The sequence below is a fragment of the Glaciimonas soli genome (assembly GCF_009497155.1).
GTDB classification, from domain to species: domain Bacteria; phylum Pseudomonadota; class Gammaproteobacteria; order Burkholderiales; family Burkholderiaceae_D; genus Glaciimonas; species Glaciimonas soli.
In genome coordinates this window covers 186,102-200,560 of record NZ_WINI01000003.1, presented here as the reverse complement: position 1 = coordinate 200,560, position 14,459 = coordinate 186,102, and the positions used below count along the sequence as shown (strand labels likewise).

The window sequence follows — 14,459 nt, the reverse complement described above, 5'->3', positions numbered from 1 at the left end:
CAACATCAAATTTGACATCAGAAAAATACATCAAAATCCCGGTAAAATGATAAGGTTTCCCTGAAAACTGAGCTCTAGTCACCATTCCGACTACCACCACTTCGTCACTTTGGCTTCAATTTGAACATGTCTACACCTCGTACCGCCACCATCACGCGTAATACCAACGAGACGCAAATTCGCGTCGCCATCAACATTGATGGAACTGGTCAGCATAAGCTGAATACCGGTGTGCCGTTTCTTGATCACATGCTGGATCAAATTGTGCGTCATGGTTTGATCGACATTGAAGTCGAAGCCATTGGTGACTTGCACATTGATGCTCACCATACAGTAGAAGATGTCGGCATCACTTTGGGGCAGGCATTTGCCCAAGCGATTGGCGACAAAAAAGGTATTCGTCGTTACGGTCACGCTTATGTGCCGTTAGATGAAGCGTTATCACGCGTCGTCATCGATTTTTCTGGCCGTCCAGGACTGGAATTTCATGTGCCGTTCAAACGCGCAATGATAGGCTCGTTCGACGTCGATCTGACGCACGAATTCTTTCAAGGTTTTGTCAATCACGCCTTGGTGTCACTACACATCGATAATCTGCGCGGCGAAAATGCACATCATCAATGCGAAACCGTATTCAAGGCATTTGGCCGCGCATTGCGTATGGCGATGGAGTTGGATCCGCGCTCGGCTGGAACTATTCCATCTACCAAAGGTAGTTTGTAAACAAGCTCTTTTCTTAGATTTTCATCATGAACAAAATTGTTGTGGTTGACTATGGCATGGGCAACTTGCGCTCGGTAGCGCAGGCGCTACGCCAGGTTGCACCGGAAGCTGATGTCCGTATTTCTGGCGAAGTCTCAGATATTCAAAGTGCTGATCGCATAGTATTACCTGGTCAAGGTGCTATGCCAGATTGCATGCGTAGCCTGCGTGAATCGGGGGTGCAGGAAGCGGTGATGGAAGCTGCGCGTAGCAAACCGTTATTCGGTGTTTGCGTTGGCGAACAAATGTTGTTCGATATCAGTGAAGAAGGCGATACACCGGGCTTGGGTTTGTTACCTGGAAAAGTCGTGCGCTTCCAGCTCGATGGCAAATTGCAAGACGATGGTTCCCGTTTCAAAGTGCCGCAAATGGGTTGGAATCGCGTCCATCAGACTGTGCCGCATCCGCTGTGGGATGGCATCACTGATGAAGATTATTTTTATTTCGTGCATAGTTATTACGCAGCACCTACTGACCCGGCGCATACGGTCGGTCAGACCAATTACGGTGCGCCGTTTAGTTGTGCCGTGGCGCGAGATAATATTTTTGCGACGCAATTTCATCCAGAAAAGAGTGCCTCCGCTGGATTGCAACTGTATAAGAACTTTGTTCACTGGAAGCCTTGAGTTCGGTTGAAAAAAACGGTGGCCCAAAAGCGACTTTCCTATTTCTATTTAATTTTTATATTTATATATCGTAGCCATGCTGCTCATACCTGCTATCGACCTGAAAGACGGTCACTGTGTTCGCCTGAAACAAGGTGATATGGATCAAGCCACTGTGTTTTCCGATGACCCGGGTCAAATGGCTCGACACTGGTTGGAACAAGGTGCACGTCGTTTGCATCTGGTCGATTTGAACGGCGCTTTCGCTGGTAAACCGAAAAATGAAGCGGCGGTGAAGGCCATTATCAAGGCGGTGCGTGAATATGCCGTTGAGCACGACATCGAAGAAATTCCGGTGCAACTGGGCGGCGGCATCCGCGATCTGGATACCATAGAGCGCTATCTCGACAGCGGCCTGAGCTATATCATCATCGGTACGGCAGCCGTTAAAAATCCGGGCTTTTTACATGATGCCTGCAGCGCATTTCCGGGGCAGATTATCGTTGGATTGGATGCTAAAGATGGAAAAGTGGCTACCGATGGCTGGAGTAAATTATCCGGCCACGAAGTGATAGACCTTGCGCAAAAATTTGAAGGCTACGGTTGCCAATCCATTATCTATACCGACATTGGCCGTGACGGCATGATGGGTGGTGTGAATATCGAAGCGACCGTCAAGTTGGCACAAAGTGTGACTATTCCGGTGATTGCGTCGGGTGGTGTGCATGACATTAAAGACGTTGAAGCATTGTGCGCTGTGCAGGGTGAAGGCATCGAAGGCGTTATTTGCGGCCGTTCGATCTATGAAGGTTCTTTGGATTTGCTGACTGCGCAAGATCGTGCAGACGCGTTGACTGAAGAGCTCGGCCCACAATCTGTCGATGCAGCAGACAACACAGATACCGAGCAATCATGACACTGGCAAAACGCATTATCCCTTGCTTGGATGTGACCAACGGTCGCGTGGTGAAGGGTGTTAATTTTACCGAATTGCGCGATGCCGGCGATCCGGTTGAAATCGCGCGTCGTTACGATGAGCAAGGTGCCGATGAAATTACTTTCCTCGACATCACTGCATCATCCGATAACCGCGATTTGATTCTGGACATCATCGAAGCAGTCGCATCGCAAGTATTCATTCCGCTGACGGTCGGTGGCGGTGTGCGCGTGGTGGCTGATGTGCGTCGTTTGTTGAACGCTGGCGCGGATAAAGTCAGCATCAATACCTCGGCCGTGACCAATCCGCAATTGGTGGCTGACGCTGCTAGTAAATATGGTTCGCAATGCATCGTGGTGGCGATTGACGCAAAACAAACTGCACCTGGAAAATGGGAAGTATTTACCCACGGTGGTCGCACAGCAACCGGTTTGGATGCGATAGAGTGGGCGAAAAAAATGCAACTGTTGGGCGCCGGAGAAATTCTGCTGACCAGCATGGACAGAGACGGTACCAAGGTCGGTTTTGATTTAGCCTTGACCAGTAGCGTCTCGAATGCAGTGACGATACCGGTGATTGCATCGGGCGGTGTCGGTGGTTTGCAGGATTTGGCTGACGGTATCAAAATCGGCCGTGCTGATGCGGTGTTGGCAGCCAGTATTTTCCATTACGGTCAACATACCGTGCAAGAAGCAAAGCGCTTTATGGCAGCACAACAGATTCCGATGAGGTTGGTATGAGTACGCTCTGGTTAAACAAAGTAAAGTGGGATGAGCATGGTTTGGTACCTGTCATCGCGCAAGAAGCAGGTTCTAACGATGTGCTGATGTTTGCCTGGATGAACCGTGACGCTTTGGCTAAAACTGTGGAGTTGGGCGAAGCTGTGTATTGGAGCCGCTCGCGCAAAAAACTCTGGCATAAAGGCGAGGAATCTGGCCATACGCAAAAAGTCATCGAAATTCGTCTGGATTGCGATGAAGATGTGGTGCTGCTAAAAATTCAACAAGTCGGTGATATTGCATGTCACACTGGCCGTCACTCATGTTTTTTTCAGAAATTTGAAGGCACGCGTGTTGGCGGAGAATGGTTGGCGGTTGAGCCTGTTTTAAAAGATCCCGAAACCATTTATAAATTGGACTGACGCAAATCATGAGTGAAACATTGCAGCGATTGGCCGAAATCATCGAATCGCGTAAATTAGCGAACGGTGGCAACCCAGAAACATCCTATGTTGCACGCTTGTTTTCTAAAGGCGATGATGCGATTCTGAAAAAAATCGGCGAAGAAGCGACCGAAACGGTGATGGCAGCCAAAGACGCGCGAGTTGATGGTGATGTGTCGCATGTATTATATGAGTGCGCAGATTTGTGGTTTCACTCGATGATCATGCTGGCGCAATTTAATTTGACGCCACAAGATGTATTGAATGAATTGGCACGACGAGAAGGACTGTCGGGGATCGAAGAGAAAGCCAATCGTAAATTGATTGCGCGTGAAATCGAAGAAACAGCAGAAACAAAAGCAGCAAAAAAATAAAAGACACGCAAAAGCGAATCAACATATGACTTAAGGTGATAATTTGGACAACTGTATTTTCTGCAAGATCGCTGCAAAGCAGATCCCGTCTAAGTTGATTTATGAAGATGAGGAGCTGATGGCTTTTCACGATATTAATCCGGCAGCACCGATGCATCTATTGATTATTCCGAAACAGCATATTGCCAGCTTGGGTGATTGTAATGAGCAGCATGCGGAATTGCTCGGTAGAATGATGTTGTTAGCACCAAAATTAGCGCAAGAGCAAGGTCACGGATACAAGGTTGGTGAAGATGGTCAGCCTAGCGGCGGTTTCAAGACCATGTTCCATGTCGGTCCTAATGGCGGGCAAGAGGTGTACCATTTACACTTACACGTTCTCGGCGGGCCTCGGCCATGGCGCGGACAATTCTAATAAAATGATATTGATGAACCCATGAGGGTTCGTTTGATAAGGAGAAGATATGGGCTCGTTCAGTATTTGGCACTGGTTGATTGTATTAGTCATCGTGATGCTGGTATTTGGCACTAAAAAATTGGGCAACATTGGCGCCGATGTTGGTAAGGCCGTTAAAGGTTTTAAAGACGGCGTTAAAGGCGAGGAAGAAAAAACCGCCGATGCTGTCAAGAAGACGATTGATGTCGAGGCTAAAGAACAGGATAAAAGCGACAAATAAGAGCGCACCGCTCTTATTATTGTTGGCTCACCCTCATGATTGATATTGGCTTTACTAAACTTGCCGTGATCGGCGTGGTTGCATTGGTAGTCATCGGACCAGAGAAGTTGCCGACGGTAGCCCGTATGGCAGGCTCCCTGTTTGGCCGTGCGCAGCGTTATATCAATGACATTAAAGCGGAAGTCAGTCGTGAGATGGAGCTTGATGAACTTCGCAAGACCTATCAAGATGCAAAAGATGAGGTAGAAACAGCCGCCAGTGAGATTGAAAACAGTATCTCCAAGAGCGTTGCAGAGACTAAGCGGACTTTGCACGCGGCGTGGGACGACAATCTCAGTGTCGAAGACGCGAATGATGTCGCTTTGAGCGGAAATGTAGAACAGCTTGCGGTTAAGGCGAAAAATTTTCGCAAAAAGAAATTGGCCAAAAACAGTGCCATTCCAGCGTGGTACAAGAACCAGAATGGTCGCAAAGTACGTGTGCTATCCGGTGCGGCACGCGTGGCAAAATACAGCCCAAGCAGAGGCAAGAATACCGCTTCGTTCTATTCTTGATCTTTACTCATAACGGTGCAGTTACACCGCCCGCCTAAATTTTCTGTAACCACTCCATGACTCAAGAACAAAAAAACAGCGGTGTCGAGGAAACATTCATCTCGCATCTGATCGAGCTGCGCAACCGCATCATGCGGGCTGCCATCGCAATTATTGTGGTGTTTCTCTGTTTGATGCCATGGGCTGCGCATATTTATGACTTGTTAGCGGCACCGATGATTAATGCGCTGCCAGTCGGTAGCAAAATGATCGCCACGGGTGTCATTACCCCGTTTTTGATACCGGTAAAAGTCACTTTATTGCTCGCTTTCGTGATTGCTTTGCCGTGGGTCTTGTATCAGTTATGGGCCTTTATCGCGCCCGGCTTGTACACACACGAAAAGAAGCTGATCGCACCGTTAGTGATCTCGTCATCCGCCTTGTTTATCATGGGCGTCGCATTTTGTTATTTCTTTGTGTTCGGTGTGATTTTTCACTTCATCAATAACTTCGCGCCGAAATCGATTTCGGTTGCACCGGATATTGATAGCTACTTTGATTTTGTGATGACTATGTTCATTGCTTTTGGCATGACCTTTGAAGTACCGATTGTAGTGATTGTATTGGTGCGCATGGGTTTGGTCTCACTGGAAAAACTCAAAGCGATACGTCCTTACGTGATTGTCGGCGCATTTATTATTGCCGCCATTGTCACGCCGCCAGACATCATGAGTCAGATGTTATTGGCTGTTCCGTTGTGCTTGTTATATGAAATTGGCTTATTGGTTGCACCGTTGTTTGTGAGAGCAACACAAGCACCGACGGAAGAAGAAACAACTTAAGATTTCCAGCAAGGCGTGGGTAGAACATAGGGCAGTTCAAAGCTGAAATGAAGAAACCCGCTATCCTCGCGATCGCGGGGGGCCACGTTAAGATCTCAATACAGATTTCCGCATTCACGGGAACGACGGATTGAAATTAATGACAGTATTGAGCAGCTCTGGAGGCTCTGCACTACATCCGCACCGGATTATTCGCCACCGATCTCACCAGCTTGTCGCAGCCACTCTACCAGCGGATAAGCGTTTTTGAAGTGAGCAATTAGCTCTTGCTCCAACTCATCTCCCAACATTTTCTTCAAAGCTTGCTCTTTCCGAACAAGAAAGCTTTTGAGTTTGATGTAATCCAAATGTGGTGATGTCGCGTCGAATCCTTTCGGAGGGCGCGCTAATTGTTCGCCGAGTTGTAAACCGCCGTAACTTGCCAGTAGTTTTTTATTTTTCAATAATTTACTAAATCCGACGCTATCGCTCACAACGTGCTCTCTGATTGCACGCAACCGGTCTGCCGGAGGTATGTATTCGCCAGCGGCAATTAACAACGTGCCTGTCGCAGTGATGTGGAAGTAATACATAGGCCCGCCACCTTGACTGGGACGTTTTCTATCGCTGGCGGTAATAGCGGCTGAGAAATTGGTTTTGTAAGGACTTTTATCGTGTGAAAAACGCATGTCGCGATTGATTCTAAACAGCGCCTTCTTCGGATTGCAGCCTATGACGGCAGGGTCAAATTTTCCGATCTCGACGATCAATCGCGTCACTAGCTCCAAAAATTCAACGCGTAAAATATCGTAACGTGGTTTGTTCATCACAAACCACGCACGATTATTGTTTTCGGATAATTCAGCCAGGAACTGGGTTAAATCACGTACGTGCATAATTTATTTTCTGCGTAGTTATTCTTGCACTTGCTGCTTCGGTACAGGACGTTTGCCTACTGTCAGTTCGACAGTGAGCGGCGCTGATTTACGCAATATCGACAACTTGACGACTTTGCCTGGCGTTAAGAGTGCGACTTCGTTGAGTAAGTCGGAGGGATCTTTTAGTGGCTTTTCATCGATGGCAACCAAAATATCACCTGGTTTGAGTCCGGCTTTATCAGCCGGGCCACCGCGTAGTACGCCAGCAATAATGGCACCGGTTTTTTGTGTCAAGCCAAAACTCTCAGCCAATTCAGGCGTGATTTCCTGGGGCTCAACGCCAATGTAACCACGCACCACAGAACCGGTATTGATGATGGATTCCATCACCATTTTTACAGTCGACACGGGAATTGCAAAGCCGATTCCCAGCGAACCACCTGAGCGTGAATAAATGGCGGTATTAATGCCGAGCAGATTGCCGTTCGTATCGACTAGCGCGCCGCCGGAGTTACCGGGATTGATAGCCGCATCGGTTTGAATAAAGTTTTCAAATTGATTGATACCGAGATGGCTGCGGCCAAGCGCAGAAATAATTCCCATCGTCACCGTTTGTCCAACACCAAACGGATTGCCAATAGCCAGTACAACATCGCCGACACTGGCTTGGTCGATATGACCTAACGTAATCGCAGGTAAGTCAGGCAGGTCAATTTTAATCACGGCCAGATCGGTGTCTGGATCGGTGCCGACGATTTTGGCAGAGGCTTTGCGGCCGTCATTAAGTGCAACTTCAATTTCATCGGCTGATTCAACCACGTGACTGTTGGTTAAGATATAGCCTTGCGAGCTTACAATCACACCAGAGCCCAGACTGGATTGTTTTTCGTCCTGATCATCGCCGCCGCGATCGCCAAAGAATTTTTTGAATAACGGATCCTGCATCATCGGGTTGCTAGGTTTTGCATCTTTGCTGGTAAAAATATTTACCACAGATGGCATCGCCTTTTTGGAGGCGTCGCGATAAGAGCCACTGGTAACAGTACCAGAAGAGGCTTCTTGTATCGGCACTTTGGAGGTCGCGATATGGACGCTTGAGGCGCTGCCCAAAGAGCTGCTTGCCCAGTCAGGCTTTAAGGTCGTTACAATGAACCACATCGCTAAACCGATAGTGACGGCTTGTGCAAACAGTAACCAGAATCGTCGCATATAAGTGTGTAAATTAAGAGAAAAAGTGAATGTAACCTAAACGATAGTTAACAGCGTTAAAGGTAAAAGGAAAAGGGTAAATATGCATCAACCATCGATAAGCCGCATAAGTCGTACAGAGCTGGAAACTTATCTTGCAGAAATGCTCAATATAAAACAATACCGTGATTATTGCCCAAATGGCCTGCAGGTGGAAGGAAGAGCTGAAATTTCTACCATCGTCACCGGCGTGACAGCCAGTCTGGCCCTGCTGGAAGCGGCGGTAAAAGTCGGTGCCGATGCGATTCTGGTGCATCACGGCTATTTCTGGCGCGGTGAGGATGCACGCGTGGTGGCAACCAAGCATGCCAGATTAAAACTGCTGCTGACACATGATATCAATCTGTTTGCCTATCATTTGCCATTGGATGGACATCCTGAAGTCGGTAACAATGCGCAATTGGCTGAGCAACTTAATTTATTGCAGACCGGGCGTTTCGGTGAGGACAATCTGGGTTGGCTGGGTAAGGTCGGCAGCGCAGACATCAAAACCGCAGGTGACCTGGCGCAGTTAATTGCGCGTCAACTTGGCCGCGAACCGACAGTGATTGGTGATCCGGCGCAGCGCCTGGGGCAAATTGCCTGGTGTACTGGCGCGGCTCAAAATCTATTGGGAGATGCGATCGCCGCCGGTGCCAATGTCTATATCAGCGGTGAAATTTCAGAGCCCACCGTGCATTTGGCACGTGAAGCTGGGGTGACTTATATCGCTGCCGGTCATCATGCGACAGAACGCTATGGTGTACAGGCTTTGGGCTGTCATTTGGCAGAGCACTTTGGCGTGCAGCACCATTTTATTGACATCGCTAATCCGGTTTAAGGTAATGAAAACGCCCGTTAATAATCAAGTGAGCGAGGTCAGAATAGACAAATGGCTATGGACCGCGCGGTTTTTTAAAACACGCTCCTTAGCCAGCACGGCGGTCGATAACGGCAAAGTACAAGTCGATGGCGATCGCATAAAACCTGCGCGTCATGTGAAGATTGGCGATCTGCTCGCTATTGAGAATGGCAATAGCGTATGGGAAGTCGTGGTACAGGGTTTGGCTGATGTACGCAGTTCAGCGGCCATTGCGCAGACCCTCTATAAGGAAACTGAAGTCAGCGTCAATAAGCGGCTCGCGATTGCAGAAGATCAGCGCTATTTTAGTGAGCCGACAATCAGCATGAAAGGTCGCCCCACTAAGCGCGATCGCCGTTTATTGGATAAAAATCAATAAACGAATCTATAAACTTCAGCAATAGACTCCAAGCTCTAAGTCGCTGTTTGACATTTTGTTTCTGGTGCATAATAGTACGGTCGTTCGCATTTTTTTGTATCGCCCCAGGAAATATCAGTCAGGGGATCAAACAAAGTGCCTACTCGTATCTACATTAACCGGGACTGGGCTCAGATGAGTCAATTGATCATGCCAAACAAGTTTATGCGAAAGGGCGAGTTAACACGAGCAGCAATTCTCGATGTTGCTTTGCATTTAGCCTGCCGTGATGGTCTTGAAGGACTGACTATCGGCTTGTTGGCCGAAAAAATGAACATGAGCAAGTCAGGTGTTTTCGCTCACTTTGGCTCGCGTGAAGATTTGCAGATTGAGGTCGTCAAGCTCTATCACCATCATTTCGAACAAGAAGTGTTTTACCCCAGTATTAAAGAAGCACGCGGCTTGCCGCGCTTGCGCAGTATGTACGCACGCTGGGTTAAGCAAGTGACTATCGAAATCACGTCTGGCTGCATTTATATCAGCGGTGCGGTTGAGTATGACGATCGGCCGGGTGAAATTCGTGAGCAACTGGTGAGCATGGTGCGTACCTGGCAGGAAGCTTTGCGTCGTTGCATCTTGCAAGCAATCGAGATGGGACATTTACAAGATAAAACCGACGCAGACCAACTGGTCTACGAGATGTACGGTTTAATTTTAGCGCTGCATCATGATGCACGATTCCTCAAAAAAGCAGGCAGCGAAGAGCGTGCGCAAGTAAGCTTTGAACGGTTAATCGACAGTTATCGCAATCATGCAGTTGTAGAAATATCATCGGATTTGCCGGTACATGCAAACCAATAAAAAACATCATCAGACAAGTTATCTGCTGTCACAAAGATAGTGTAAACATTGTCGAAATTAAGCAATCAAAAATAAGCAGTCAAAAGAATTTACAACCTTACTAAAGCACGTACATTTCATATCAGGAGAACATCATGGGTCAATACATTGCACCATTGCGCGACATGCAATTCGTTATGCACGAACTGCTCCACGTCGAAGACGAATTAAAACAGTTACCAGCGCATGCCGAAATTGATGCAGACATCATCAATCAGGTCTTGGAAGAAGGTGGAAAATTTACCTCGCAAGTATTGTTTCCATTAAATCATTCTGGTGATCGTGAAGGCTGTCATTACGACAAAGAAACACGTAGCGTCACTACGCCAAAAGGATTTAAAGAAGCCTATAAGCAGTATGTCGAAGCTGGCTGGCCGGCATTGTCATGCGACCCGGAATTTGGCGGTCAAGGTTTGCCATTGGTGATGAACAATTCTTTCTATGAAATGTTAAATTCATCGAATCAGGCATGGACCATGTATCCAGGCTTGTCGCACGGTGCTTATGAATGTATCCATGCGCACGGCACACCAGAACAACAGGCTTTATATTTGCCTAAGCTAGTTGCCGGTGAGTGGACCGGGACTATGTGTTTGACCGAATCACACTGCGGTACAGATCTGGGTTTGTTGCGCACTAAAGCCGAACCACAAGCAGACGGTTCATATCACATCACTGGTAGCAAGATTTTCATCTCTGCCGGTGAACAAGATATTACGTCTAACATCATCCATTTGGTATTGGCGCGTCTGCCAGATGCACCGCAAGGTTCTAAAGGTATTTCTTTATTTATTGTGCCCAAATTTCTGCCTAACGCAGATGGCACATTAGGTGCGCGCAATCCAATTACCTGCGGTGCGATCGAAGAAAAAATGGGTATTCATGGCAACTCAACTTGCCAGATGAATTTGGATGGCGCGACAGGTTGGTTGATTGGTGAGCCGCACAAAGGTTTGAATGCGATGTTCGTGTTCATGAATGCAGCGCGTCTGGGTGTCGGTATGCAAGGCTTGGGTTTGACCGAAGTCGCTTACCAAAATGCATTGGTGTACGCTAAAGACCGTATTCAGATGCGCAGCTTGTCTGGCGTTAAAGCACCGGATAAGCCAGCTGATCCTATTATTGTTCACCCCGACGTGCGTCGTATGTTGTTAACTGCAAAAGCATACGCTGAAGGTGGCCGTGCATTCTGTTCTTACGTAGCTCTGCAGCTCGATAAAGAATTGAATCACCCAGATGAAGAAGTCAGCAAAGAGGCCGCTGATGAAGTTGCATTGCTGACACCGATCATCAAAGCTTTCATTACCGACAATGCCTGGATCGCAACATCGGAATGTATGCAGGTGTACGGCGGTCACGGCTTTATTGCAGAGTGGGGCATGGAGCAATATGTACGCGATGCACGCATCAACATGATTTACGAAGGCACTAACACAATTCAATCGCTGGATTTGTTGGGCCGTAAAATTTTGATGGATAACGGCGCAAAATTGCGGAAATTCGGTGAAAAAATCCAGGCTTTTGTAGAAGACAATGGCAGCAATGAAGCAATGTCTGAATTCATTGAGCCACTTGCCGATATCGCCGTTAAAGTGCAGAAGTTGACGATGGAAATCGGTATGAAGGCTTTCCAAAACAAGGATGAAGTTGGCGCGGCAGCAGTGCCATATTTACGCGTAGTAGGACATATGGTGTACGCTTACTTTTTCGCACAAATGGCAAAGATCGCCCTGGAAAAGCAAGATTCCGGCGACAAGTTTTACGTTTCAAAATTGGCTACAGCACGTTTCTATTTTGCTAAATTATTGCCAGAAACAGCGATGCTGATACGTCAGGCACGTGCTGGTTCGGCTAGCTTAATGGCGCTGGATGCAGATTTGTTTTAATGCTTTTTTCCCTCTCCCGAGAGCGGGAGAGGGAGTAATCGAATCGGTTTTAAAGATTAATCCAACCAGGAGATATAAGTGTCCAATTTCATCGTGAAAAAAGTCGCCGTGCTGGGTGCGGGCGTGATGGGTGCGCAAATTGCTGCACATTGTTTGAATGCTAAAGTGCCAGTCGTGTTGTTTGATTTGCCTGCAAAAGAAGGCCCTAAGAACGGCATCGTTCAACGTGCTATCGAGAATCTGAAAAAACTCAATCCAGCACCGTTAGGTAATAAGGATGACGCAAGCCTGATTCAGGTTGCTAATTATGAAGACAATCTTGATTTGCTCGCTGGTTGCGATTTGATCATCGAAGCGATTGCCGAGCGTATGGATTGGAAGCATGATCTATACAAAAAAGTTGCGCCACATATTGCCCCTAACGCGATCTTCGCATCGAACACTTCAGGTTTGTCGATCACCGACTTGTCAGAAGGTTTTGATGCCGAATTGAAAGCGCGTTACTGCGGCGTGCATTTCTTCAACCCACCGCGCTACATGCATTTGGTGGAATTGATTCCAACAGCGACTACCAAGCCAGCGATTCTGGATCAGTTGGAAGGTTTCTTGACTACGACACTGGGTAAAGGCGTTGTACGTGCCAAAGATACGCCGAACTTTATCGCTAACCGCGTCGGCGTTTTCGGCATCTTGTCGACACTCAATCAAGCTGAAAAATTCGGTTTGTCAGTCGATGTTGTGGATGATTTGACCGGTGCTAAATTGGGCCGTGCAAAATCAGGTACTTTCCGCACCTCGGATGTGGTTGGTTTGGACACCATGGGTCACGTCATCAAGACCATGCAAGATACCTTGAAAGATGATCCTTTCTACGGTGTTTATGGAACACCACCGTTGTTGGCCAAGCTGATAGAAAAAGGTGCATTAGGTCAAAAAACCGGCGCGGGTTTCTATAAAAAAGTCGGCAAAGATATTTTGCGTATTGATGCTGCAACCGGCGAATACGTTGTTGGCGGTGGCAAGGCAGATGATTTTGTCGCCCGCATCCTGAAAGATAAAGATCCGGTAAAACGCATGAAAGCTTTGCGCGAATCGACTAATCCACAAGCACAATTTTTGTGGGCTATCTTCCGCGATGGATTCCATTACATTGCTGTGCATTTGGAATCGATTGCCGACAATGCGCGCGATGTTGATTTCGCCATGCGTTGGGGATTTGGCTGGGCGATCGGCCCATTCGAAATCTGGCAAGCCGCTGGTTGGCAACAAATTGCAACCTGGGTGAAAGAAGATATAGACGCTGGCAAAGCACTGTGCAATGCGCCGTTGCCAAGCTGGGTATTCGATGGCCGTACTGGCGTTCACGCTGCTGACGGATCGTATTCGCCAGCGAAGAAAGCCAACGTCGCACGTTCTGAGCTGCCGGTTTATCAGCGTCAGATTTTCCGTGCGCCGGTTGTTGGTGAAGGCGTAGCTGACGGTGCTACGGCAGGCACAACATTCTTTGAAGATGACTCCGTCCGCATCTGGCATCAAAACGATGATGTATTGGTGATCTCTTTCAAAACCAAAATGCATACCATCGGCCCAGGCGTGATTGCTGGTTTGAAAATGGCAATTGCTGAAGCTGAGAAAAATTTCAAAGGCTTGGTGATCTGGCATGCCGATGCTGCCAATGGCGGCGCGTTCTCGGCTGGTGCGGACTTGCAGTCCATGCTGCCTTTGTTCATGTCGGGTGGCGCCAAGGCGATTGAGCCTATGGTGGCCGAGTTGCAACAAGCGTTTTTGAACTTGAAATACGCCAGCGTACCAGTAGTGGCTGCAGTTGCAGGATTAACACTGGGTGGTGGTTGCGAATTGTCTTTGCACGCTGCCAAGCGTGTGGTGGCGATGGAATCGTATATCGGCTTGGTTGAAGTCGGTGTCGGTTTGATCCCTGCAGGTGGCGGCTTGAAAGAAGCGGCTCTGCGTGCTGCGCATGATGCAAAAGGCAACGACATACTGCAATTCCTGAAAAATTATTTCTTGAACGCGGCGACTGCAGTGGTTTCGAAATCAGCCATCGAAGCGAAGAAGCTGGGTTACCTGAAATCAAGCGACGTTATCGTTTTCAACGCATACGAATTGCTGCATGTAGCGAAAGTAGAAGCACGTGCGATGTTTGATGCGGGCTATCGTCCACATTTGAAGGCTAACGTTCCTGTTGTTGGCCGCAACGGTTTGGCGACCATCATGGCGCAGTTGGTCAATATGCGTGATGGCGGTTTTATCTCGGCACATGATTACAAACTCGGTTACATGATTGCGGAAGTCGTCTGTGGCGGTGACGTCGATGATGGCAGTGTGGTCAGCGAACAATGGTTGCTGGATTTGGAGCGTAAAGCTTTTGTTGAATTGCTGAACAATCCAAAAACGCAAGAGCGCATCATGGGCATGATGCAAACTGGCAAACCTGTACGCAACTAAATTACACGGAG

General features: G+C 47.9%; 17 protein-coding genes. 15 read left to right on the top strand and 2 right to left on the bottom strand.

The annotated features are described in order from the left end of the window. Positions 1-126 precede the first annotated feature (126 nt). The 10 genes from hisB to tatC all read left to right on the top strand — a co-directional run bounded on the left by hisB (position 127) and on the right by tatC (position 5,892). Positions 127-723, top strand: coding sequence for an imidazoleglycerol-phosphate dehydratase HisB (hisB, locus tag GEV47_RS07070; protein ID WP_153234033.1), 597 nt, complete (start codon positions 127-129; stop codon positions 721-723). A 26-nt stretch (positions 724-749) separates the two neighbouring features. After that, complete coding sequence (gene hisH, locus GEV47_RS07065) at positions 750-1,388, top strand: imidazole glycerol phosphate synthase subunit HisH (RefSeq protein ID WP_153234032.1); 639 nt, start codon at positions 750-752, stop codon at positions 1,386-1,388. 76 nt (positions 1,389-1,464) lie between these two features. After that, the gene (hisA, locus tag GEV47_RS07060; RefSeq protein WP_153234031.1) at positions 1,465-2,283 is read left to right on the top strand and encodes a 1-(5-phosphoribosyl)-5-[(5-phosphoribosylamino)methylideneamino]imidazole-4-carboxamide isomerase; all 819 of its coding nucleotides are present in this window, start codon (positions 1,465-1,467) and stop codon (positions 2,281-2,283) included. Then, on the top strand, positions 2,280-3,044 hold the full coding sequence (gene hisF / locus GEV47_RS07055) for an imidazole glycerol phosphate synthase subunit HisF (protein ID WP_153234030.1): 765 nt from the start codon (positions 2,280-2,282) through the stop codon (positions 3,042-3,044). The genes hisA and hisF overlap by 4 nt, the downstream gene beginning before the upstream one ends. Beyond that, positions 3,041-3,445, top strand: coding sequence for a phosphoribosyl-AMP cyclohydrolase (hisI, locus tag GEV47_RS07050; protein WP_153234029.1), 405 nt, complete (start codon positions 3,041-3,043; stop codon positions 3,443-3,445). The genes hisF and hisI overlap by 4 nt, the downstream gene beginning before the upstream one ends. 8 nt (positions 3,446-3,453) lie before the next feature. Beyond that, positions 3,454-3,840 carry a phosphoribosyl-ATP diphosphatase gene (locus tag GEV47_RS07045; RefSeq protein WP_153234028.1) on the top strand — a complete coding sequence of 129 codons (387 nt, stop codon included), beginning with the start codon at positions 3,454-3,456 and terminating at the stop codon, positions 3,838-3,840. Positions 3,841-3,883: 43 nt separating this feature from the next. Next, positions 3,884-4,255, top strand: a complete 372-nt coding sequence (locus GEV47_RS07040) for a histidine triad nucleotide-binding protein (RefSeq protein WP_153234027.1) — start codon at positions 3,884-3,886, stop codon at positions 4,253-4,255. Positions 4,256-4,304: 49 nt separating this feature from the next. Further along, the gene (tatA, locus tag GEV47_RS07035) at positions 4,305-4,517 is read left to right on the top strand and encodes a Sec-independent protein translocase subunit TatA (protein WP_153234026.1); all 213 of its coding nucleotides are present in this window, start codon (positions 4,305-4,307) and stop codon (positions 4,515-4,517) included. 35 nt (positions 4,518-4,552) lie between these two features. Next, positions 4,553-5,071, top strand: a complete 519-nt coding sequence (gene tatB, locus GEV47_RS07030) for a Sec-independent protein translocase protein TatB (protein ID WP_153234025.1) — start codon at positions 4,553-4,555, stop codon at positions 5,069-5,071. Positions 5,072-5,127: 56 nt separating this feature from the next. Then, complete coding sequence (gene tatC / locus GEV47_RS07025; RefSeq protein WP_153234024.1) at positions 5,128-5,892, top strand: twin-arginine translocase subunit TatC; 765 nt, start codon at positions 5,128-5,130, stop codon at positions 5,890-5,892. 188 nt (positions 5,893-6,080) lie between these two features. On the opposite strand, the gene GEV47_RS07020 is transcribed toward tatC, so the two are convergent. Beyond that, positions 6,081-6,767: a DUF2461 domain-containing protein gene (locus tag GEV47_RS07020; protein WP_153234023.1), complete on the bottom strand. Its 687-nt coding sequence runs from the start codon at positions 6,765-6,767 to the stop codon at positions 6,081-6,083. Between the two features lie 18 nt (positions 6,768-6,785). Then, a complete protein-coding gene (locus GEV47_RS07015; protein ID WP_153234022.1) occupies positions 6,786-7,958 on the bottom strand; it encodes a Do family serine endopeptidase in 1,173 nt (390 codons plus the stop codon). Positions 7,959-8,064: 106 nt separating this feature from the next. Here GEV47_RS07015 and GEV47_RS07010 point away from each other — a divergent pair, with 106 nt between their 5' ends. The 5 genes from GEV47_RS07010 to GEV47_RS06990 all read left to right on the top strand — a co-directional run bounded on the left by GEV47_RS07010 (position 8,065) and on the right by GEV47_RS06990 (position 14,448). Further along, positions 8,065-8,817, top strand: a complete 753-nt coding sequence (locus GEV47_RS07010) for a Nif3-like dinuclear metal center hexameric protein (RefSeq protein ID WP_322741594.1) — start codon at positions 8,065-8,067, stop codon at positions 8,815-8,817. A 4-nt stretch (positions 8,818-8,821) separates the two neighbouring features. Next, a complete protein-coding gene (locus GEV47_RS07005; protein WP_153234020.1) occupies positions 8,822-9,217 on the top strand; it encodes an RNA-binding S4 domain-containing protein in 396 nt (131 codons plus the stop codon). Between the two features lie 204 nt (positions 9,218-9,421). Next, positions 9,422-10,057 (top strand): TetR/AcrR family transcriptional regulator, encoded by a 636-nt coding sequence (locus GEV47_RS07000; RefSeq protein WP_153234273.1) that lies wholly within the window; start codon positions 9,422-9,424, stop codon positions 10,055-10,057. A 134-nt stretch (positions 10,058-10,191) separates the two neighbouring features. Further along, complete coding sequence (locus tag GEV47_RS06995) at positions 10,192-11,982, top strand: acyl-CoA dehydrogenase C-terminal domain-containing protein (RefSeq protein WP_153234019.1); 1,791 nt, start codon at positions 10,192-10,194, stop codon at positions 11,980-11,982. 78 nt (positions 11,983-12,060) lie between these two features. After that, complete coding sequence (locus GEV47_RS06990; protein ID WP_322741579.1) at positions 12,061-14,448, top strand: 3-hydroxyacyl-CoA dehydrogenase/enoyl-CoA hydratase family protein; 2,388 nt, start codon at positions 12,061-12,063, stop codon at positions 14,446-14,448. Positions 14,449-14,459 lie beyond the last annotated feature (11 nt).

Coding starts and splice junctions, on each gene's coding strand:
- hisB (WP_153234033.1), top strand. CDS start 127: ATGTCTACACCTCGTACCGCCACCATCACGCGTAATACCAACGAGACG.
- hisH (WP_153234032.1), top strand. CDS start 750: ATGAACAAAATTGTTGTGGTTGACTATGGCATGGGCAACTTGCGCTCG.
- hisA (WP_153234031.1), top strand. CDS start 1,465: ATGCTGCTCATACCTGCTATCGACCTGAAAGACGGTCACTGTGTTCGC.
- hisF (WP_153234030.1), top strand. CDS start 2,280: ATGACACTGGCAAAACGCATTATCCCTTGCTTGGATGTGACCAACGGT.
- hisI (WP_153234029.1), top strand. CDS start 3,041: ATGAGTACGCTCTGGTTAAACAAAGTAAAGTGGGATGAGCATGGTTTG.
- GEV47_RS07045 (WP_153234028.1), top strand. CDS start 3,454: ATGAGTGAAACATTGCAGCGATTGGCCGAAATCATCGAATCGCGTAAA.
- tatA (WP_153234026.1), top strand. CDS start 4,305: ATGGGCTCGTTCAGTATTTGGCACTGGTTGATTGTATTAGTCATCGTG.
- tatB (WP_153234025.1), top strand. CDS start 4,553: ATGATTGATATTGGCTTTACTAAACTTGCCGTGATCGGCGTGGTTGCA.
- tatC (WP_153234024.1), top strand. CDS start 5,128: ATGACTCAAGAACAAAAAAACAGCGGTGTCGAGGAAACATTCATCTCG.
- GEV47_RS07020 (WP_153234023.1), bottom strand. CDS start 6,767: ATGCACGTACGTGATTTAACCCAGTTCCTGGCTGAATTATCCGAAAAC.
- GEV47_RS07015 (WP_153234022.1), bottom strand. CDS start 7,958: ATGCGACGATTCTGGTTACTGTTTGCACAAGCCGTCACTATCGGTTTA.
- GEV47_RS07005 (WP_153234020.1), top strand. CDS start 8,822: ATGAAAACGCCCGTTAATAATCAAGTGAGCGAGGTCAGAATAGACAAA.
- GEV47_RS07000 (WP_153234273.1), top strand. CDS start 9,422: ATGCGAAAGGGCGAGTTAACACGAGCAGCAATTCTCGATGTTGCTTTG.
- GEV47_RS06995 (WP_153234019.1), top strand. CDS start 10,192: ATGGGTCAATACATTGCACCATTGCGCGACATGCAATTCGTTATGCAC.